This is a genomic window from Elusimicrobiota bacterium (assembly GCA_026388155.1).
Taxonomy (GTDB): domain Bacteria; phylum Elusimicrobiota; class Elusimicrobia; order Elusimicrobiales; family UBA9959; genus UBA9634.
In genome coordinates this window covers 1-21,646 of the sequence record JAPLKI010000003.1, presented here as the reverse complement: position 1 = coordinate 21,646, position 21,646 = coordinate 1, and the positions used below count along the sequence as shown (strand labels likewise).

Annotated in this window: 22 protein-coding genes; 21 read left to right on the top strand and 1 reads right to left on the bottom strand. The window is 50.9% G+C overall.

Annotated features, from left to right (window positions below; all coding sequences use genetic code 11):
• Positions 1-410 precede the first annotated feature (410 nt).
• The 12 genes from NTX59_00945 (at position 411) to NTX59_00890 (ending at position 13,870) form a co-directional block, all read left to right on the top strand.
• The gene (locus NTX59_00945; GenBank protein MCX5784235.1) at positions 411-2,114 is read left to right on the top strand and encodes a DUF262 domain-containing HNH endonuclease family protein; all 1,704 of its coding nucleotides are present in this window, start codon (positions 411-413) and stop codon (positions 2,112-2,114) included.
• Between the two features lie 200 nt (positions 2,115-2,314).
• Entirely contained in the window at positions 2,315-2,935 is a 621-nt protein-coding gene (locus NTX59_00940; protein ID MCX5784234.1) for a type IV toxin-antitoxin system AbiEi family antitoxin domain-containing protein, read from the top strand.
• On the top strand, positions 2,935-3,801 hold the full coding sequence (locus NTX59_00935; protein ID MCX5784233.1) for a nucleotidyl transferase AbiEii/AbiGii toxin family protein: 867 nt from the start codon (positions 2,935-2,937) through the stop codon (positions 3,799-3,801). Before NTX59_00940 ends, NTX59_00935 begins: the two co-directional genes overlap by 1 nt.
• Before the next feature lie 393 nt (positions 3,802-4,194).
• On the top strand, positions 4,195-4,719 hold the full coding sequence (locus NTX59_00930) for a tyrosine-type recombinase/integrase (GenBank protein ID MCX5784232.1): 525 nt from the start codon (positions 4,195-4,197) through the stop codon (positions 4,717-4,719).
• A gap of 110 nt (positions 4,720-4,829) precedes the next feature.
• On the top strand, positions 4,830-5,567 hold the full coding sequence (locus tag NTX59_00925; GenBank protein ID MCX5784231.1) for an AAA family ATPase: 738 nt from the start codon (positions 4,830-4,832) through the stop codon (positions 5,565-5,567).
• Positions 5,564-5,857 (top strand): hypothetical protein, encoded by a 294-nt coding sequence (locus tag NTX59_00920; protein MCX5784230.1) that lies wholly within the window; start codon positions 5,564-5,566, stop codon positions 5,855-5,857. Before NTX59_00925 ends, NTX59_00920 begins: the two co-directional genes overlap by 4 nt.
• Positions 5,858-5,921: 64 nt before the next feature.
• The gene (locus NTX59_00915; GenBank protein ID MCX5784229.1) at positions 5,922-8,213 is read left to right on the top strand and encodes a site-specific DNA-methyltransferase; all 2,292 of its coding nucleotides are present in this window, start codon (positions 5,922-5,924) and stop codon (positions 8,211-8,213) included.
• Positions 8,213-10,918, top strand: a complete 2,706-nt coding sequence (locus NTX59_00910) for a DEAD/DEAH box helicase family protein (GenBank protein ID MCX5784228.1) — start codon at positions 8,213-8,215, stop codon at positions 10,916-10,918. The genes NTX59_00915 and NTX59_00910 overlap by 1 nt, the downstream gene beginning before the upstream one ends.
• Positions 10,915-11,166, top strand: a complete 252-nt coding sequence (locus tag NTX59_00905; protein MCX5784227.1) for a hypothetical protein — start codon at positions 10,915-10,917, stop codon at positions 11,164-11,166. Before NTX59_00910 ends, NTX59_00905 begins: the two co-directional genes overlap by 4 nt.
• 254 nt (positions 11,167-11,420) lie before the next feature.
• A complete protein-coding gene (locus NTX59_00900) occupies positions 11,421-12,653 on the top strand; it encodes a hypothetical protein (protein MCX5784226.1) in 1,233 nt (410 codons plus the stop codon).
• Between the two features lie 12 nt (positions 12,654-12,665).
• A complete protein-coding gene (locus tag NTX59_00895; protein MCX5784225.1) occupies positions 12,666-13,073 on the top strand; it encodes a hypothetical protein in 408 nt (135 codons plus the stop codon).
• Between the two features lie 179 nt (positions 13,074-13,252).
• Entirely contained in the window at positions 13,253-13,870 is a 618-nt protein-coding gene (locus NTX59_00890; protein ID MCX5784224.1) for a hypothetical protein, read from the top strand.
• A 226-nt stretch (positions 13,871-14,096) separates the two neighbouring features.
• Here NTX59_00890 and NTX59_00885 read toward each other — a convergent pair whose 3' ends face one another.
• Positions 14,097-14,957, bottom strand: coding sequence for a hypothetical protein (locus NTX59_00885; GenBank protein MCX5784223.1), 861 nt, complete (start codon positions 14,955-14,957; stop codon positions 14,097-14,099).
• Between the two features lie 217 nt (positions 14,958-15,174).
• Between NTX59_00885 and NTX59_00880 the strand changes: the two genes are divergently transcribed.
• The 9 genes from NTX59_00880 (at position 15,175) to NTX59_00840 (ending at position 21,468) form a co-directional block, all read left to right on the top strand.
• A complete protein-coding gene (locus tag NTX59_00880) occupies positions 15,175-16,113 on the top strand; it encodes a hypothetical protein (protein ID MCX5784222.1) in 939 nt (312 codons plus the stop codon).
• Positions 16,114-16,221: 108 nt separating this feature from the next.
• Positions 16,222-16,902 carry a hypothetical protein gene (locus NTX59_00875; GenBank protein MCX5784221.1) on the top strand — a complete coding sequence of 227 codons (681 nt, stop codon included), beginning with the start codon at positions 16,222-16,224 and terminating at the stop codon, positions 16,900-16,902.
• A gap of 584 nt (positions 16,903-17,486) precedes the next feature.
• Complete coding sequence (locus NTX59_00870) at positions 17,487-18,587, top strand: hypothetical protein (protein ID MCX5784220.1); 1,101 nt, start codon at positions 17,487-17,489, stop codon at positions 18,585-18,587.
• The gene (locus NTX59_00865; protein MCX5784219.1) at positions 18,577-18,930 is read left to right on the top strand and encodes a hypothetical protein; all 354 of its coding nucleotides are present in this window, start codon (positions 18,577-18,579) and stop codon (positions 18,928-18,930) included. The genes NTX59_00870 and NTX59_00865 overlap by 11 nt, the downstream gene beginning before the upstream one ends.
• Positions 18,931-18,985: 55 nt before the next feature.
• On the top strand, positions 18,986-19,699 hold the full coding sequence (locus NTX59_00860; GenBank protein MCX5784218.1) for a hypothetical protein: 714 nt from the start codon (positions 18,986-18,988) through the stop codon (positions 19,697-19,699).
• Positions 19,696-20,133, top strand: coding sequence for a hypothetical protein (locus NTX59_00855; GenBank protein ID MCX5784217.1), 438 nt, complete (start codon positions 19,696-19,698; stop codon positions 20,131-20,133). The genes NTX59_00860 and NTX59_00855 overlap by 4 nt, the downstream gene beginning before the upstream one ends.
• 14 nt (positions 20,134-20,147) lie before the next feature.
• Positions 20,148-20,579 (top strand): hypothetical protein, encoded by a 432-nt coding sequence (locus NTX59_00850; GenBank protein ID MCX5784216.1) that lies wholly within the window; start codon positions 20,148-20,150, stop codon positions 20,577-20,579.
• A gap of 30 nt (positions 20,580-20,609) precedes the next feature.
• Positions 20,610-20,885, top strand: a complete 276-nt coding sequence (locus NTX59_00845) for an HU family DNA-binding protein (GenBank protein ID MCX5784215.1) — start codon at positions 20,610-20,612, stop codon at positions 20,883-20,885.
• Between the two features lie 22 nt (positions 20,886-20,907).
• Positions 20,908-21,468, top strand: coding sequence for a hypothetical protein (locus NTX59_00840; GenBank protein ID MCX5784214.1), 561 nt, complete (start codon positions 20,908-20,910; stop codon positions 21,466-21,468).
• Positions 21,469-21,646 lie beyond the last annotated feature (178 nt).

Genomic DNA, 21,646 nt, shown 5'->3' with positions numbered 1-21,646 from the left:
TCCTTTATAAAGCGGAGTTCCTTATGGCGGCCCTCCGCAGCCGCAGCCCAGCCGCCCAGCCCGGCCAGGGTTGCCGGCCAGGGGGGGCGGCTCGGCTGCGGCTGTTCGCCCCACCGCCGCGCCCTGCGGTCGCGGCGCCCGCCCGCCATAGGCGGGCCGGTTCGTGGGGCTCTCCGGGCCGCCTTTATCCCCGCCCCTGCGCGGCCGCGCGCCCCCCTGGCCGCTGACGCGGCCAGGCCCGCGCCAACAACCGCGGCCTTGCAAGAAATCGGTATACTGCATCTTATGCTCGCGGCGTCGCCCTTTGCCCGTCGCTAACGCGGCGGGCAAGCGCTCCGCTCGCTCGCCGCGAAAAGTGATAAACTATATAAGAATTAAAAAGCTAATAGGGTAATCAAAAAGAGGATTATATGAAGATTGAATCTACAGACCAAGATATTCGAAACCTCCTTTCCTCCGGATACTATCGGATTCCCCGTTTTCAACGGCCGTACTCATGGCTCCGGGAACACATACAAGAATTTTGGGATGATATTGTGCGTGATAATCCGTCCGATTATTTCATCGGTTCAATGGTCGTTTTCAAAGAGGGGAACCAGCGGTATGGCCTTGTAGACGGTCAACAGCGTATGACCACAATTACAATACTTCTTGCCGTTTTGAGAAACGCTCTTGACGCTCTAGATCTTAAAGACATGGCTAGTGGGATTCATGCTCTTATTGAAAGACGTAATATTGACAATAAGGAAGAGTATGTATTATCAACAGAAACATCGTACCCGTTTTTTCAAGACCATATTTTAAATCGTGGTGTGCCTGAACTGGAAATCGGTCCAATGCACGAAGAAGCTAATCTTAAAACAGCATATGACCAATTAAAGATTTTAGTTGATGGCGTTGTTGAGAGTATTATGGGTGATCCAGGACTGACAGATGACCAAAAAAAATTAAAAGTTAAGAACCGCCTCACCGAAATACGAGACGCGCTACTGAATCTTAAGGTTATTTTTGTCAAAATGGATAACGAAGATGATGCATATATAATTTTTGAGACATTGAACACGCGAGGCAAAGATCTTAGTTTGACTGACTTAGTTAAGAACCATATCACGAAACATCTTAAAACCAAAAGTGCTTCTGTTGATCAAACGAAGATTAAATGGAGTCGCATACTTGAAACAATCGAAGGTTCCACATTTGAACTCTCCACAGATTCATTTATTCATCATTTCTGGCTCTCCCGGTATGATTATTTACCAGAAAAAAGGCTTTTTAAAGAATTAAAACGTAAGATAGGAAAGACAGAGGCGAAAAAGTTTCTCGAAGATCTTGTTGCGGATGCGGTTTTATATCGTGGTATTCATGAGGTCTCGTTTGGTAAGTGGACTAAACAAGAGCGCCGCATCGCTGATGCTCTTCGTGCTCTGCAATTGTTTCGTGTTGTACAACAAACGCCTTGCGTTCTCTCTCTTATACGTGCATATAAAGGGAAAAAGATAAAAATGAAGGGTGTTCAGGATGCAATAGTTGTCATAGAAAAATTTCACTTCCTTTTTACGGCAGTAACCTCTCAGCGTTCATCTGGTGGTATTTCTGGAATGTATGCGGCACTAGGACGACGGCTCTTTGAAGCGACTGATAACATTACTACTCTTGCAGTAATCACTGACTTAAAAACCAAACTGCGTGGGAAAGTACCGTCTATTGAAGAGGTAAAAGCTCTATTCCCAGAAATATTGTATACCGATAACCTTACAAAACACAGGAATCTTGTAAAGTATATCCTGATGGGTTTAGATCAAAGCGGGTCTGTCGGTGTGGTAATTGATAAAGACGCGATGACTATTGAACATTTGGTTTCACAAAGTCGTATTGGTATAGGTGATTTTACAGAACAGGTTGTGGGGCAACTTGGCAATCTTATTTTGGTGTCTAGTAAGATGAATGAAAAACTCCGTAACAAACCGTTCGCTGAAAAAAAGCGACTACTTGTTGCAGACGGCTTTAAATTACCCCCGAAAGTGGCAGCTGCTACTGATTGGACTGTAAACGACATAAAGACTAGAACACAAGACATGGCTACTGAAGCGTTTGATAAGGTATGGAAGATTTAATATATGCGCCCGCAGTAGACTGCTAAATAAAGCAACACTTTTACGATAGGGGGAGGGTAGGGCGGGGGCAGCCAGGAGAAATTTAACCCGGGGTTTTGGTCTTAAATATCCGTATATCCATATATACGGATATCCCCCCCCCATCCTTGACTTTTCCCTGTTTTATGGTACAATACCCTTAATTATTAAGGGTATTGTATATGACCAACAACCGCCACAGCCATAAAGAAACATTTGAGCGCCTCTACAAGATCGCTGAGGGGCAGGGCGGTTATTTCACAACCAAGCAGGCGGAGGCGGCGGGTTTCAGCCAGAAAAACCACGGCTACCATGTCCGGACGGGCAACTGGATCAGGGAGCGCCGCGGAATTTATCGCCTGGCCAAGTTTCCGCCGGCGGAACGGCCAGACCTCATGTTTTGGTGGCTGTGGTCGCGCAATCGTAACGACAAGCCGCAGGGCGTCTATTCACATGAAACGGCGCTGAGCCTTTATGATCTTTCGGATATCAGTCCGGCCAGGCTGCACATGACTGTGCCTAGCTCTTTTCAACGCAGGAGCACCCTGTCCAAAACCCCGGTCCTTCACCGGGGCAGTGTACACAAAGACGATATTGAGACCAGATTCGGCGTTAAAGTGACCGGGGCGCTTAAAACCATCGCCGATCTTCTGGTCGTCCGCACGGTCCAGATGGATCACATGCAGCAAGCGGTGAAGCAAGCGTTCCAGCTCGGGCTCATTACCCACACGGAACTGGCCCGCGCCAAACGGATTCCTGCCGCCATAAAGAAAGAAATCGAGCAACTCAGGGGAGACCAATAATGGACAAGCCGAAGAAGTATGCAACCCCGACGGCGTTCCGCCGCGCCTTAGAAGACCGACTTAAACAAAAAGCAAAAACCGAAGAATTAGATCTCCAGCGTCTTATGCGGGAGGTATCTTTTGATCGCCTGTTGGCTCGTCTGTTCGCCCGGAAAGACGCGGCATGGATTCTTAAAGGCGGCTATGCCCTGGAATTGCGGATGAAAGAAGCCCGCGCAACCAAGGATATAGACTTGGCCCTTCGGCATTCACTGGGCACAGAGAAAGATCAGCCCCTTAAAACGGTGATCCTTGAGGCGCTCGCGGAATCAGCGGCCCGGGATCTGGGCGATTTCTTTTCTTTCAATATCGGCGAGGCCATGCTGGACCTGGATGCGGCGCCCTATGGCGGAGCCCGCTTCCCTGTTGAAGCCCGCCTGGACGGCCGGACTTTCGTGCGCTTTCACCTCGATGTCGGCGCCGGCGACGTGGTGCTTGCGCCGTTTGATATGACACACGCCCATGATTGGCTTGAGTTCGCCGGGATACCCGGCGCGGAGTTCCCCACTATTTCGCGGGAGCAGCACTTCGCGGAGAAGCTTCACGCCTACACTCTGCTACGGCAGACGCCAAACTCCCGCGCGAGGGATCTTATAGACATGCTTCTGCTGATCGGCTCCGGCAAGATGGATCGCGCCAAGGTCCGGCAAGCATTGAGCGCCACTTTTAAACGGCGAAAGACTCACCCCTTGCCGGTATCTCTCGACCGGCCGCCCGCCGCATGGAAGGCGCCCTTCGGGGCATTGGCTGGCGCATGTGGACTGTCCGCTGATTTGGAAGCGGCGTTTGAAATTTTAAACTCCTTCTATTCCAAACTGGCGGCTTAGATATCCGTATATACAGATATACGGATATCCCCCCCACCTGCCGCCGCGCCCACTGGCCGCCGCCGGCGGCCAGGGCCGCGCTCATAATCGGTGACCTGGCAAAGAAGCAGTCGCAATTTGTTCAGGGCACTGAACAAATTGTATTTAAAGCGAAAGCCTCTTGTTTTACCAACACATTTTTACAACAGTTAAGCCGCCTTCACCCTCCACAACGGCAGAGCGCCCCTTTTGGATATCCGTATATATGGATATACAGCCATCCCGGCCGGCGGCCGCTCCCTGTTCGCCTTCTCACCTTAAAAGCGAACTTCCCCCCATTTTTGAATTCCCCCTCCCTGCAGCGCCTTGCTTAAATATGCGCCCATGGTTCGCCTTTTTTGTAGAATATGTACTATGTACCAATACAAACGGGAACCATTAACGAACGAAAATGCTGATAAGCTTGCAAACGCCTGCCGCTCCGGAATAGAGAAAGTGGTTATTTCAACGCTGCTCGATACCGGGCTTCGCGTTTCAGAGCTGGCCGGCCTGACCAAAGAAAACATCCTCTGGCAGGATCGCCGGCTGCGCGTATACGGCAAGGGCGGCCCCTACGGCAAGAAAACAAAACGCCGCATCGTGCCGCTTACCGAGAGAGCCTTTACTGTTCTGTCGCATTATTTTTCATTAAACGACACCTTCGGCTACAGCGTCAGGGGAATCCAGAAGCTAGTCCGCCGCGTTTCAAACCGCGCCGGCATCTCCCAGAAGGTTTCCCCCCACGTGCTACGCCACACCTTCGCCTCTACCTGTATTAAAAAAGGCCTTAACACCCGCTACCTGCAAATGTTTATGGGCCACGACCACCTGGCTACAACGGAAATTTACTTAAACGTTTCCCCGGAAGATGCCTGCGCGGAATTCAAGAAACGCTTTTAACTTCCCTTATGGATTTATTAGGCAGACAACTTCTTGACAGCAGCCGCCGATATTCGGTATATTTAGATATCCGTATATATGGATATACGGATATATTATAAGGGGGCACCTTGATAATCGCGATTTCAAACCACAAGGGCGGCGTAGGCAAAACCACTACCGCCCTTAACCTTGCAGCTTCCCTGGCCAACCTCAAGAAAAGTGTTCTCTTAATAGATTTTGACCCGCAGGCCAGCCTTACGATCTCAACCGGGCACAATCCCGATTCGTTCCAGGAGAATATTTACACTTCTCTTGTTAACGACAAACCGCTCTCATTGGTTATTCAAACAACTTCCATAGAGAATGTTTCAATAATCCCGTCCAATATAGACCTTTCAGCTTTTGAAGTCGAGCTGCAAACAACATTATCCAGAGAATTTAAGTTAAAACACGCAGTCCAGAAATTACCGCACTACGACTTCATCATTATTGACTGCCCGCCGGCGCTCGGGAATCTGACCATAAACGCCTTAACCGCCTCTAATATGGTTTTAGTTCCTGTTCAGGCCGAATACCTGGCGCTCCGGGCCCTGCAGAAACATAACGACCTGGTTGACCTGGTCAAGAAGAACACAAACCCGAAGATCCATTGTAAATACCTTATTACCATGTTCAGCAAAGGTACACTTCACGCCAACGAGGTTTTAACAGAAGCGCATAGCCTCTATAAAAACATCTTCAAAACCGTTATCCCGCGGACAATAAAATTCCCGGACGCGGTCACGGCCGGCAAGGCCCTTATCCAGCTTATGCCGGCAGCGTCAGGCGCGGAAGCTTATAAATCAGTCGCCAAGGAGTTAATATGAAAAGAGTTTCAATAATCGGCAAAGGAAAGGGTGAACCGGCTCCCGCGCCGGGCGGGGGGGTAAACACATTCTTTGCACACAAAGCCCCTGCACAGACCACTAAGAAAAAGCTGCTCTTTTCTTTGCCGGTAGAGGTCGCCGAGAAATTAACCGATGTTTACTATGAACTTAAAAAAGCGCGCAAGAATATAGATAAAAGCGAAATTGTCGCGCTGGCGCTGACCACCCTGCTTGAAGATTTTAAAAACAAGAAAGAGCATAGCGTTCTTTACAAGCACAGTTCACGCTAGATATCCATATATCCGGATATACAGTAATCCGTATATCCGGGCGGCGTTTTAAAAAAGATTCTCTATGCCAAAACTAACCGAACCCGAGCAGCAGGAGATCGCCCGCTATATTGCGGCGGGGAAACCCTTGCCGGACAAGTACCGCTTTCTGCTGTTTGAGGACAAGCGCGAGGTGGAGCTGGTCTGGAATGGAAAGACGAGCGAGGTTTGTAATATCGTCCTGCCGTTCCAAGTCATCGAGCAGGTGGACGAACCGCGCGCCGAGAAGCCGGAGGATACAGGCCTTCAGCTTGATTTATTTGACACTCGCGGCCGGCAAACGAAAGGCTGGACGAATAAGTTGATTTGGGGCGACAATAAACTAATCCTTTCCAGTCTAAAGAACGGCCCGTTACGCGAGGAGATTGAGAAGCAAGGCGGTCTGAAGCTTATCTACATCGACCCGCCATTCGACGTTGGCTCGGATTTTTCGATGGATATCGAGATCGGCGGCGACACCTTCACGAAGAAACCTAACATCCTCGAAGAAATCGCATACCGTGATACCTGGGGCCACGGCGCAGACTCTTTTATCGCCATGATTTACGAACGGCTCATCCTAGCACGCGACCTACTCGCTGACGATGGGAGCATTTATGTGCATTGTGATTGGCGTATGGTTGGAGCTTTAAGATCCATAATGGATGAAGTGTTCCATCATTTTGAAAACGTTATCTCGTGGAAACGTTCAGCATTAGCAGCCGCTGTCAAAACCCAATGGCGTAATAGCCAAGATTTCATCTTATACTTCTCTAAGTCAGGACGGCACACCTTTATCCCACAGTACGGCGAGTACTCCGAGTCCTCTAAGAAACACTACGCCCAGAAGGATGCCCGTGGTGTGTTTCAGCCGGTTCCTATACTCGCGAGTGGGAGATCTGGTGGAGATACCGGAGCGGTTTGGCGTGGGGTTGACCCAAATAGACTTGGAAAAAACGGCATGCACTGGCTTAAGGATCCAAAGGTTCTTGATGAGTTAGACTCCAAAGGTCTTATTTACTGGCCCGCCAAAGAGGGTGGAACGCCGCGTCTTAAGTACTACGAGGATGAGGCAAAAGGCGTATATGTATCTGATTTTTGGGATGATATTGATGTGATTAATTCGATGGCTGATGAATATCAAGGTTACAACACCCAAAAACCAGAAGCCCTTCTTGAACGTATTATTAAAGCCTCATCCAATGAAGGCGACTTGGTCGCCGACTTCTTCTGCGGTTCGGGCACCACGGCTGCTGTAGCAGAGAAGCTCGGCCGCAAATGGATTGCCAGCGATTTGGGCAAGTTCGGCATTCACACTACGCGCAAGCGGATGATTGGCGTGCAGCGGCAGTTGAAAGAAGAGGGGAAGGACTACCGCGCCTTTGAAATCCTTAACCTGGGCAAGTATGAGCGCCAGCACTATATCGGCGTCAACCCTAATCTGCGCGAAGCCGAACAGCAAAAGCAGTTGGCGGCGAAGGAAGCCGCTTTTCTCGATCTGATTCTGCGGGCTTACCGCGCGGAGAAGACCACCGGCTTCGCCAGCTTCCACGGCAAAAAGGCCGGGCGGCTGGTGGCAGTCGGGCCGGTGAATCTGCCGGTAACGCGGCTGTTCGTGGAAGAGATCATCCTGGAATGCCGCAAGAAGCATATAACCAAGGTGGACATTTTGGGTTTTGAGTTTGAGATGGGGCTGTTCCCGAATGTACTGGACGAGGCGCGGGTTAAAGGGATCGATATCTCGCCGAAATATATCCCCGCCGAAGTCTTTGATAAGCGGGCTGTAGAAAAAAACCAGGTGGTCTTTCACGACGTTTCATTTATTGAGGTTAAACCGCTTATAAAAGCAAAAAAAGGCGAATGTAGCGTGGGTGTGGAGCTGACGGATTTTTCGGTGTTCTATTCGCAGGACTCCATTGCCAACGCCGAGGCGGAGATCAAGAACAAGGGGAGCCGGATCGTTGTTGAGAAGGGCCAGATCGTGAAGGTGAGTAAGGACAAAGACGGCATCGTCACCCGCGAAGTGCTCACCAAGAACTGGACCGACTGGATTGATTACTGGGCGGTGGATTTTAATTTTGAGAGCAAACGCGAGATTATCCGGGTAAAGAATGAGGACACCGGCGAATGGGAAGAACGCTGGACCGGAGATTACATCTTTGAGAATGAATGGCAGAGCTTCCGCACGAAAAAGGACCGGGCGCTGGAACTAAAAAGCGTCTTTCATGAATGCACTCCGGGCCGGCGCAAGATCGCGGTCAAGGTGGTGGATATTTTCGGCAATGACACCATGACGATTATTGAGGTGAGCGCGGGGAAGAATGGGGGGAAGAAATAATGGCGCTGCATAAAGACTTCCCGCAATCCCCGCACGCAATTCTCGACCCTGGCATCCGCTGGTTTCCCGCTGATGAGGCGTTGCGGGCGAGCAGCATGGAAAAACTCATGCCGCCGCTCGTTGCGGAACTGCGCCGCAAGGTAAAAGAGTTCCGGGACAGTGGCTATGTGGGCGCGGCCGGCACCAGCCGGAGCTTGCTTAATTGGTGGTTCAAAACGCCGCACTTGCTGCAAAAGGCTGTCGGGACCATGGCGGAGTTTCAATACTACTTCGCCCAGCGCGAGGCGTTGGAGACAATTGTCTACCTCTACGATGTGGCGGGGGTTAAAGACAAACACGATATGATGCGCTTTGATGCAAGCGGCCTTGTCTCTGGTGGTATGTTTGACGAGACCTGGCGGCGGTTCGTGGTGAAGATGGCGACGGGCAGCGGTAAAACCAAAGTATTAAGCCTGGCGCTGGCGTGGAGTTTTTACCACAAGCTCTACGAGCCGGAATCTGAGTTGGCGCGCAACTTCCTGGTTATCACGCCTAACATCATCGTACTGGACCGGGTTTACCGGGATTTCCAAGGGCTCCGTATCTTCTTTGAAGATCCGGTGCTGCCGGATAACGGGTTTGACGGCCGCAATTGGCATGACGATTTTCAATTGACGCTTCATCTGCAAGACGAAGTTCGCATCACTCGGCCTACAGGTAATATCTTCCTGACCAATATCCATCGGGTTTATTCCGGCGACGACATTCCGCCGGCGGCAGATGATGAAGACATGCGGGATTATTTTTTGGGCAAGCGGCCCACGGGCGCAACCACGGATTCCAAGGTGGACCTGGGCATGATCGTCCGGGATATAGACGAGCTGATGGTGTTGAATGACGAAGCGCACCATATTCACGACCCGCGCATGGCCTGGTTTAAATCTATCGAAGATATTCACAACCGGCTGAAGCAGAAAGGGGCGGCCCTTTCCATGCAGGTTGACACTACGGCCACACCCAAGCACGACAACGGCGCCATTTTCGTGCAGACCGTGGCCGATTACCCGCTGGTGGAGGCCATCTCGCAAAACGTTGTTAAACATCCCGTTCTGCCTGACGCGCCCAGCCGCGCCAAATTGCAGGAGCGCCAAAGCGCGAAGTACACCGAGAAATATACTGATTATATTCACCTGGGCGTGCTCGAATGGCGCAAGGCATACACCGAACACGAGAAGATGGGTAAGAAAGCGATCCTTTTCGTGATGACCGACGACACCCGCAATTGCGACGATGTCGCCGCGTACCTAGAGGGGCACTACCCGGACTTAAAGGGCGCCGTGCTGGTTATTCACACCAAGAACAATGGCGATATTTCCGAATCCGCCTCGGGTAAAGACAAAGAAGAACTGGATACCCTGCGCAAACAGGCCAATGAGATTGACGGGATGGACAGCCCGTACAAAGCTATTGTTTCTGTAATGATGTTAAAAGAAGGATGGGATGTTCGCAATGTTACCACAATCGTAGGCCTGCGCGCCTACGCCTCCAAGAGCAATATTCTTCCCGAGCAAACGCTCGGCCGGGGATTGCGCAAAATGTACCCCGGCGACGTGGAAGAGTACGTCAGCGTGGTCGGCACTAATGCTTTTATGGAGTTCGTAGAATCTATCCAGGCTGAAGGCGTGGTGCTGGAGCGCAAAGCAATGGGTGAAGGGACCGGGCCCAAAACTCCGCTGGTGGTGGAGATCGACAAAGAAAACACCAGGAAAGACATTTCCGCGCTGGATATTGAAATCCCGGTGATGACGCCCCGCGTTTACCGGGAATATAAAAGCCTGGGCGATCTGGATATCGCCGCTATGGGGCACCAGAAATTAACCTGCCTGAAATTCAGCGCAGAAGAACAGCGGGAGATCGTTTTTAAGGACATCGCCACCGGCGATATTACGCATACCACTATTCTTGACACTGCCGGCATTGCCGATTACCGCAGCGTGATCGGCTATTTCGCGCAAAGTATTATGAAGGATTTGCGCCTGGTTAGTGGTTATGACGTGCTGTATGGCAAGGTTAAGGCATTTGTGCAACAGGAGTTGTTTGACCACCCGGTGGAACTGGAAGACCCCAACACCTTACGCAACTTGTCGGAACTGGCCGCCACCAAAATCCTGATCGAGAGTTTTAAAAAAGCTATCAATGCGCTGACCGTCCGGAACAAAGGCGACGCTGAAATCCGGGATACGATAAAGTTGCGCCAGACCCGGCCTTTTGTGGCTAAGGAACAAGGCTACCTTGTCCCGAAGAAAAGCGTCTTTAACCGCATCATTGGTGACAGCCAACTGGAACTTCGGTTTGCCGCATTCCTGGAGGATTGCGACGACATTGTTTCTTATGCCAAGAATTACATGGCCGTGCATTTTAAGCTGGACTATGTAAAAGCCGATGGCGATATTTCCAATTACTACCCGGATTTTATGGTCAAACTGTCCACTAAGCGGATTATTATTGTGGAAACCAAAGGGCAGGAAGATCTGGACGTGCCGCTAAAGATGGCACGGTTGCGACAGTGGTGCGAGGATATTAATCGTGTTCAAAAGGACGTGGAATACGATTTTGTTTTTGTTGACCAGGAAGGTCTTGATAAATACAAGCCTACTTCATTCCGGCAATTATTTGAGGGGTTCAGGAAATACAAAGACGGATACTGTGATCAGGCAACAATATGAAAGAGAAAACCCAACACCACGAATTTTTTAAGCAGTTTAAGGACAAAGGCGATTTAGTGGAGTACATGAAAACCCATACCCCAGAATCGGAAAAACGCCCATTCGACACCCCTGGCATGTGTTGCGGGTGGTGCGAACGCCCCATAGATTCAGGCATAGAGATTGGAAAAAATAATTATTCCGCTCTTTGTCCTAAGTGTTTTGAATACTCGGCTGCCTGGAATAAAGAAAAGGGGACCAAATATTGAATATTTGCGGGGAAAGTTATCCACAACCCCCTAAAAGCTATGGGCTTTGGGTTGCATTTAGGGTAAAAAGCTATGGCATTCGGGTTGCATTTAGGGTAAAAGCTATGGCATTCGGGTTGCATTTTAGGCAAAAGCTATGGCATTCGGGTTGCATGGCTCCCTATGAAAAACAGGGCTCTAGAATAAACGGTCTTTAGAATATAACGATTAGAATCGTTGCGAACGATTTTTTAGACCGGTCAGGTGGGGAACCTATGGGAAACTACATAATTGAAGACATTATCCGGCTTACCGGGGACGCTAAAAGTAGGGCTTTCTGGGAAAAAGCGGTCCGGCTTTTAGGTGAAAATATTGTTGCAGAAGAATTCAGCGAGCTGAAATATCAGATGCAGACCAAAGCTGTCCGCGAGCCCAGAAAATACCTTACAGCTTTATTAAAGAAAAGACTTAAAGCCAGGGAAATTGAAAAGGGGAAACAACACCCATCATCCGCGCCGGAGAAGTTAAAGACCTATTTTGAAGAGAATCAGTTGGCTTTATTTTCCAGCTTAACACTGCCACATCCTGCCGGCCAGGCAGAAAAAAAAGTAATGGAGATCCCCTACAGCAAAGAAACGATCCCCTGGGCTACCTTTATAAGTTCCAATTTCTTCACGCTGTCCACCAATAAAGCCAAATCCGATGTTATCCAGGCGAAATTCCGGACCATGGACGGCGCGGTTACAGTCATTCCCATGCTTCGGGGCCGGATTAAACCTAATAGTAAAGAGTTGGGAATCCCGACCGTAGAGCATGCGCGTATACTCGCGGCGATAGAACACATTTGGGTACAACAAGGGGGTGCATACCATTCATATACTGATGCACCATCTGTTTGTTATTGCTATGTCTCAATCCGTGATCTTGCCCGGCTTTTAGGCTTAACCAGTTTTGGCGGCAGCAACTTGGCTCAGTTAACCTCTAAAGTGTGGGAATTGAAATACATGGGTTATTATCTTGACCTGGCTTCCCTGGGTTTTAAGAATACCATGAACCGCGGCTTTTCGCTCTTACACAGTGTTGAACTTGCGGAAGGGATGAAGCACGGCCAGATGGAAACCGTGTTGAAAGTTGAATTTTCAACACCGCTAAGTGCCCAGCTTATTAACCGGAAGGTAGTCAGCCGGCCCAAAGAAATTGCATATATCCAAAGCGAACTTTGGTTTCTTTTGAGATTATATCTTGAACCCCGGCTGATCTCTTTAGAGGCTGGCGCCGTTTACTCCAAATCTTTATTGGGCTTGATTGATGAGCTGGCGCTGCCGGCCGCCGGTTGGCATAAACGCCGTGACGCGCGCCGGCATGTGTTCCAGAAAGCCCTGAGTTCTATAAAAAACAAAACAACAACTGACGGCCGCAAAATAATAGTGAATATGGAAAAGGGCCTTACTGATTGGCTTTTGACCGCCCAGCTGGAACCTGCAGACGTAGCGGCGAAAGCCAGTTAGAGGGGGGGAACTATGAAAAAAAAGAAAGGGCATGTGTACAATCCGGAGATCGAGCTCGCAAAAGGCGCCACCCTGGACGCCGCCGCATACGACAAAACCCAAAAGATTAAAGTAACCGCCGCCAAAGTAACAGTCGGCGGCATCCCCGGCCGCGCGGAGATCTCCGGCATTGCCACCGGGTACATACCGGAAGCCGGGCTAGAAGGAACTTGCGACCTGTGGCTTTCCATATTCCGCTATATGCGCCCTGATGGCACAACCGACCATGTCGCCGGCTTGAATATCCCAATTAAGCTAAAGCCCGGCCAGACCGCGGCCGCTACAGCAAAAGCCTTCGCGGATTATATCAACGCCTGCACCAGGCCGTACCGGGCGACCGCCACCGGCGGCAAGATAAAAATAGTCTTCACTGTGAAGTAAATCAGATTCAGGGGGGGAGATGGATTGTTTCTTAAAACTCTTACGCAATATCGAAAGCCTTGAGAAGCGTCTCGGCTCTGCAGCAACAGCGGTCGACCGGGCCGGCTTTCGCCAATACCGCCGTTTCGCCAGGTGGAATATCTCACTTATCCGGCGCCGGGCGCGTAGCCAGTAAGCTTATGGGAAAAAGTTTCGTGTTAATATTTTCATTCCTCCTGGCCGCCTGCGCTTCGTGTGCGCTGGCGGCCGAAGCTAAACCCGTCTATAAATGGGTTTCCGCTAACGAGTATTATTTTATCCTGCCAACGTCCCAGGACCTTTCCTTGTCGGGCGGCGGCGACACCCTGAGCGTTAAGCCTTGGGGCTTCGGCTTTCGGGCGGTAGGGAATGAAACTTTTTCCAAGACTGGCGGCCTGCAGTTCCAAAGCGTAAAAGTAGACAGCGCGCGAACCGGGCGAAACACCTTTTACCTTTGGGACCTCATGCTCGGGATGGAATACATAGCCCCGAAAGTCCAGGGAAAGCCTTTACGGTTTACCGCTTCGGCCGTGGCCGACCTGGGCATGTCCGATACAACATTCTACGCGGCCCCGGTTATTTCTGCAGGGCTGCTTTATACGACCGAGGAATACGCCGATACTCCGACGGGACTGACCTTTGATATTTATTACAGGCTTACCGATATCGATCTGGACAATGTGGGCGGCGGAGCCGGGACGCTCAAGCCGGCCCTGGGCTTTAAAGTCGGCTACATCTTCGAGGGCTTCTGGACGACCAAAGAGAAGACAGCCGGCTGAAATAAGCGGTTAGGCAGCGCGGCGGCAAAAATTGAGGGGAGCAGTCAGTAATGAACCCCTAAACGGCCGCCAATAATCGGGCATGATCTGGCCTTTTCTACGGAGTCATAAAATACCCCCTGAAACAGGCTGTTAGCCAGTTTCAGCCTAAAAAGTTTTTTGCCTTATTTGTTTTTACCCTGCCTACAATATCCTGGTTGGAGAATGCGGCGGTAAACTTTAATATTCAGTCCCTGGGCAGCATCTGGTAGATTCCCGCGTCCATGGAATAGATGGCGGAGTCCTTCAGGTCTTCCTCGCTGTTGCTGTAGATGGACGCCAGATTTATGGCTTTTAACAGGTGTTCCCGGTAGATAGCCAGGTTCGCCTTCGACATGCGGACGATTATTCTTCTCCCGTCAACGCGCTTGGAACCCTCATGCCACTTTATCGCATGAGCGCGCAGGGCGGCCTTGATGGACGCCGTTGCCGGGGTTGCCGGCAGCAGCTCTACCAGTTTTTTTGCGAACAGCCCCTGCACCTTGTCCCCGGAGAGATCGGCCAGCCCCGCGGCGGCCAGCGCTTTGACAGCCTTCCTGACCACTTCAGGTTTGAACCCGGTAGCGTCCGACAATTCCCGGACCGTTACCCGGCCCGCGGTATTGAAAAGGAAGTACTGGCAAATATACGTCACCAGATCGCGGGCGCACAACTGCCATTGTTCTATCGTCAGATGGGCTTTGCGCTGCGCGATCGCCTGCTGAACCGCCGCTTCGGCCAGCTCCCTGCTTGGGAGGTCCGCGGCGGCGGCGGCCGGAGCCGACAGCGCCTCAAGCAGTTCGTCGGAGCCTGAGAGCGCTTTGAAATAGGCCCGTATCAGTTCCCTGGCCTTGGGGGAATGCTGCTCCAGGCCCAGGGCGGCTATGATCGCCTTAAGGCGCCAGCTCTTGGGCAGTTTCTTCCCGCGTTCCAGGTCCCAGTAACTTACAAAGGCAAAACCCAGGCTTTTGCTGCCGCCGACGCTCTTGAAGAATTGATACGCGCCGGAATAACCCTGCTCTTTCCTTATCCTGGACAGGACGCTGCCGAATGCTTTTGCCGTAGTCATGCCTCAAGTATACAATATCGTTTAACCACAGGTTAAACGAAAAGCGATTTTGCTTAACTGCCGTTCCTGAATCAAAAAGCGACGCTTTCCGGGTCTTCGGCCTCAGGGAATTGGCCGTTAAACGGGGTAAACTTATATTAGGAAGTTCGGAACGCAGCGGGCTGAGCCCGGCAGGAAAAAACAAATGCGGTGCGTAATTAAAAGGAGAACAAATAATATGAAAAACGATAATTCGGTTCGCGGGTACGTTTCACTGGCGGTCATGACCGCCGTTCTTGCCGTTACCTCCGGAGTTGGCAGCGCGCGCGCCGCGGGCAGCGCCCTGGCGCAGCTTTTGGAGGGCAGGACCGCCGCAGTCCCCGCAAGCGTTTCTGCGCCCCGGCCGTCCGGCCGCGGCTACGGAGAGAACGCTGTCCATAACGGCCACGACTATAACGACAATAATAACCATGGGCACGACAATGACGGCAATGACCACGGCGGCGGCTGGTACCCCCAGGAGCATTTCGAGAACAGCGGCTGCAGGGATATAGAATTTACGGGCCCGGGCGCGAATTCCTGGAAAGGGACCATCTTCGCGGAAGAGAGCGGGCGCTGCCGCCCCAGCGGCGGGGCTTACGGCGCGATGGAGTGCCAGGTAAAAGACAGCTATGACCGCGAGGTTTCCGTGGCCATAGGGGCGAGGGACCTGAAACCGAACGAAACCGAGGTCCTTAAGGTCTGCATCTCCAGGTTCAGCGCCAAAGCCGATCTAAAAGGAATGTTTTACGAGTATACAGTGACAGCCAAGGATTCCGCCGGCGGTGTTTTCGGCGGCGCGCATTCCGAACTGTTCCTGGCGCCCGGCGCCAGAAAGCCTGTGCCCCCGGTCTCGAAAGAGGTGTCTTTCTCCGTAGCGCCTAACGCCGCGGGGAACCTGATGCTGACCGTAACGGACGGCGCTGCCGCCGATTTTGGCGGGGAGATAGTGATAACCGCGGACAACTTCACCGATATCGGGCTCAACCGCACTTTCAAGACCGCGCCCATCTACCAGCTGAAGCTGCTGGAAGTCAGCCGGCCGGGCAGCTATACGCTGTTCTTCTCCTATATGCGCTTCTGGGGGAGTCACCACAGCGAGATGGTGCGCCTTAACAAAACCTTCGAGGTCAAATAAGGGGCCCGCCGGGGACATTAACGGATAGGAAGTTCGGAACGCCGCGGGGTAAGCAGCGGCAAGCATTAAAAGAACACGACGGTAATTAAGCTAAGGAGAATAAATAGTATGAAAAACAATAATTCGGTTCGCGGGTACGTTTTACTGGCAGTGATGGTTCTTTCTGCGGGACAGTCCGCTTCGGCCGGGGTCAACTTCGATCAGGGCGTGGATGTGGGGAGCTTTATAAAGGAAGCAGCCGCTTCCGATATTAAGGCGCCGGAGGCTAGATCCGCGTTCCCGACTGATATCACCCGGGACTGCAAGAAGGTAACTTTTACCCAGGCGGACCCGCTGGCCTCGGCGGAAATTCCGCTGCTCAGCCGGGAAACCGGGCAGGACTGTATAAACTATGGTTATCCGGTGGGCCAGATCTGCACGCCTATCTTCAAGGACTACACGGCGAACGCAAAGATCGTAATCACCGCGCCCCGCGAACTGAAGCCGGGCCAGAAAGAAGTATTCGAAGTCTGCCTGTGGGGCTCGTTCCTGGATATGCGGCCAGTCTCCACGGTCTATAAATACTCGGTGAACCGGGTGCTGAACGTGTTCCAGATAACGCCGCAGGGCACGGTTCAAGCCGGGAACGCCAAAAGCGCCGAGGAACTCTGCATGCTGGCTATGGATACGGCCAACAGCTGCATTTACCAGTGCAAGGACGGCTCTTTCCTGTCCAAGCCCAATCCGTTCCCGGGCCTGAACACGGATATCCCGTTCCACGGCTGCCGCCCCTCAACGCCCAAGTTCTAAGCGGCGAATTTGAAATGCGGGGATATAATAGCCGGCCAAGCGCGCCGCGAATTATGTCCCCGCGGCTGCGTGAGAGGATGTGCCAGGGGCCGCCCGTCCGTGCAGGCTGTTCGTTTACGAGTTTGTTTTAAAGAAAGGCGCCTGTTTTTTGTACTATTACGGTTAAGGAAGAGCTTTTCACGGAGGGACCTCCATAAACCACCGCCGATAATCGGGCATGATATGGCCTTTTTCACTGAGTCAAAAAACGCCCCTTGAAACAGACTGACAGTCGTTCAGTCTAAAAAAGGTGTTGCAAGAGAATAGAAATGTCCTGGTTTGCGTAGAGTAGAACTGTCCTAGTCATAGTTTTTCTTTTTTGCTTCTTTTTTATTTTTGTTTATCCTGTGGATAGTGTCTACAAACAGGGAATTGGGGCCGATAGCGCCCGTCTTGTCGGGAAGACGCCCCAAACCGCCGCTAATAATCGGGCATGATTTGGCCTTTTCTACTGAGTCCGGAAATGCCCCCTGAAACGCGCCGTTAGCCCGTTTCAGGCTTAAAAAGGTTGTTAAACAGCCATATTTGGTTATATACTCAAATCTATGCCCCCATCACTCGCAGAACGCCTCCGGAAGGCCGGCATTCGCCACTACGACGAACTGATCCACGATCAGAAGAAAGACTGGCTCGTTAAGAACTTCAAAGCCGAAGGCGCCGCCCCGGCCTACCCGGTCAACGTGTCCCGGCTCATGCGCAACCTGGTCTGGCAGATGAAGGAGCGCGTCAGCTCAGGCGAGAAGCCCTTCAACGAGCTGGTCCGCACCTACTGGTACATGTACATCAAGCCCACGCTCGCCCGGTCAGACGCGCTGTCGGCCGAGACCGACCAGTACAAGCAGCTCACCGAGAACATCGTCGCCATGGTGAAGGACTTCCAGCTCATGTCCTACAAGGACATCGGCTTCCGCGACGAGAACGCCGCCAACAAGCGCATCGGCATAAACGCCAATATCATTCCTTTCTCGGAGAAGCTCGGCCACTTCAACTACCTGGCCGACCTGAACAAGCAGTACAACGTCTCGGCCATCGCCCTGGGCGGCCAGCCCTCGGTGATGAACGTCGAGTACTTCGTGGACGACCTGAAGAAAGCCAAGTCCCCGGAGCTGGTCGACCGCCCGAAGGTCTTCGCCATGCCCGAGGCCGCCGGCTCGAAGTTCAACCTCAAGCGGTCCTTCTACCTCTACAGCATCGTCGACTACGATCCCTCGGGCTGGATCATCCGCGACGCCTTCCTGGACAACCTCCGCCACTACAAGATCAAAAACACCAAGGTCTACGACCTGATCAACCCGGACATGCTCACGCCCGAGGAGATCATGCTGGCCCGTTATCCCATCCGCGCCGGCGCCGACATGGAGGCCAAGAACAAGAAGTGGCTCGCCGACGTTGAAGCCCGGCACTACAAAAACCAGCAGTACCTGGTCGAAGAGAAGAACGGCAAAGTTATACTTTACGGCCTCGAATCCGAAGCCATCGCCACCGCCCGCATCACCGAGAAACTGAAGGAAGTTATGCTCCCCGTGATAGGCGGCAACGAGGAAGCCCTCAAGATCTACGAGATGAAGAACCTCAACCAGGCCATCAAGGACCTGATCATCTTCAAACTTACCCACCCCGAGACGGAGGCCGCTCATGCCCGCTAAAACTGGAATCATCAAAACCACCACGGTTAAAGCCTACATCACCAAAGCCAAGAAGATGCGCACCCAGGCGGCGGCGGTCAGTAAGCTTATCGCCGACTTCGATGCCGTGCTCGAAGCCGTCATAGTTGAAGCCGTCGCCCTGGCTAAAGCTGCCAAGCGCAACACGGTGATGAAGGTGGACGTGGCTGCCGCCATCGAGAAGTACCTCAAGAAGACCGACCTCACCTGGGACCAGACCGCCGCCCAGGTCATAAAGCACAACCCCACCGATCTCGGGAAGATCTCCAAGACCGTGCTCGAATGGATCTCCGCGCACGAGAACCCGAAGCGCAAGCGCAAATGACACAGAGCCAGCTCGCGGGCGCGATTACAATAAGGTAAGATTACGGGGGAGGAATATGATAAACAATCAATTTTCTGGGGCCACATTCTTTAGGGCCGTTGCTGTTGTTATCTTTTCAGCTATAGCCTGCCAGGCAAGTTCTAGTTTGTATGTTTACACAGAGGGCCAGGGAGTATCCCAAGACGCCGCAATCCAAAGTGCTCTTAGAACTGCAATAGAGCAACACCTTGGCGTTTTTATTTCCGGTGAACAGCTTGTAAAGAATCATGAACTGGTATCTCAAGAGATTACCACCTACAGCAAGGGTTTTGTTAAAGGATACGAAATCATTGACCAGACGGTTGATGGGAGTAATTATAGAGTAAAGCTGGCGGCAGAGTTGTTACCGGAGAAGATTAGTGAATCTATTTCGAAACATTCGGAATTAAAAATTAACGGGTCGGTAGATTACATAAATATGCAGTTAGAGAAGGAAAGGAGATCGTCGTCGGTAAGCATAACAAAAAGCGTAATAGACAAATTAATACGGACAGGGTATATTGTCACGTTGGATAAAATCAAATACGACACGGCAAACACTAAAGACGTTGCGTTCTCTATAGGGTGTGGTTTGACTTTAAATAAAAAAGTCTGGAAAGAGGGGCTGGCACTTCTCAAGAAACTTAAAATACCGTCAGACTCCGGGTTTGAGCTAGTCACCGGGGAATATGATCAAGACAACACCCCGTCCTTTTCTATTAAAGACACTATCCCGGTGTGGCTGGGATGACTCAGGTGCTTGCAGTTCAGATTAACGACCAAGAAAACCATCCTTTGTTTATTCGCCCCATCCCTTTAAAGGTTATATATGACGGGATAATAAGCGGTCCCTATAGCGCATATGACCGCAAGGTCCGTTTTGTTGAAAACCGTATGCGCTCAGAAGAGGAACGTCTTTCGGCGACACCCAAGTTTATCCCCATCAAACTGAATGTGAGCGATGAGTTCCAATTCTGTGGAAAAGCAACCCCGGATGAGATAAAGTATTTCGATGGGGCAAAAGCAAGTATGCTTACCCCCTTAGAGGCAGCGGAGTATGAAAAATATAAACCAAGTCCTGAAGAGTATGCACAGAAACATCAATTCGGGCGGAAGCTGTGTAAGGGAGAAGAATTGTACAACACCCAAAAGCCATCAACCCCATCTAATCAAGAAGAAGAATAGGAAACCTCCGTACTATGAATTACAAAACCTTTAGCAATAATAAAAATGTTGCAGTGTTTTTGTTGGCTCTTTTATTCGTTGGTTGTTCCCATGTGCAACAAGGAGCTGTAAGTACTGAATATTTAGAAGCTATTGGTATGGCGATACCCCCTAAGAATATCGAAAATCGTCCAGAGAACAAGTCTGAAAGGAAAATGAAATGCCGAGATGCCGCAATAGTTCAGGCTCAATTCGAAATGCTTTCTGTATTAAAAGGTGTGCGTATCGAGGGCGGTATCACCGTTAATCAGGCTATCACTACTGATTCCACGATGCGATCTAGTCTTAGTGAAGTGCTTAGAGGGGCAACTATTGAAAACACTAAATGGGAGGAAGACGATAGTTGTGCGGTCACTCTTCGGATTCCTAAAAACAGGATTAGAAAGATGATGGGGATTAAATTCTAAACTGTTTTGCACGAGTAGCCTTACGCAAATATGACACAAAGCCAGCTCGCACGGGCGATAGCCAAAGAGTTCTTCCTTTCCCAGGTCGACGCGGCCGCGATCATAGACTCGATGCTGGTCAAGATGACGGCCAGCCTGCAGAAAGGTGAGTGGGTTTACTTTAAAGACTTTGGTTCCTTCACCAAGAAGACACGCCCAGGGCGCCATGTCCGGCACCCCAAGACCGGGCAGCTTATCTGGATACCGCCCCGGCTGGACGTTGACTTTAACCCGGCCAAGGGCTTACTGAAAGCCCGGCATCACTAAATCGCTTTTAAGGAGGCAGTATATGCGCACATGGACGATGTTAAAAGATTCGGTGTTAATAATGTTTATTTTCTGTTGCTGCGCTTTTTATGCGTGCTCAGAGAAAAAAGACTTAAAGCTGAACGCAAAGTATGCTTTCAGATGGGAGGCTAGTGGTGGCGCAAGGGACGACTATTATTTCTACGGCCCAGTTGCATATTACTTGCTTCTCCAAAATAATGACAAATCTGAGTGGAGCGGTGTATCAATTGATGTTGAGATAAAAAACACATATAACGGTGAAAGCCGTGTTATAAATAAAAGTCTTGCAGTAATAAGACCGGGAGAAAGATACTCTATCCCATTGGCATACCTTCAGGGCATTCCTGTCCGATTAGATATTAGGGCCAAGGAAGGAATGATGTCAGTTGCCGGGAAAAATCTTCTTGGCGGTCCAGATGCTCCGCCGGCGCCAGTGTTGGAGAAGAGTATATATAAGTCGGATCTTGTTAAACCGGTGGAACAAGAAACCAAACCACGAAAGCCCCGAGAAATAAAAAGAGAGGAACCGGAAGAAGTGGAGAGTGGTGTAAGTTCTTTATAAATTAGGAGGGACAATGCAAAAACACATCGAGTCAGTTCTCGGCTTAAAGGACGTCCATAAGAAAATTGAACATTGGGCTGCTAACCATGATTTTAATGAGGCAGATTCCGATATCGGTAAAGAAACACTTAAGGTGACAGTTGTAAAGAATTATGGCAAATCGGTTAAGTTTCGGTGG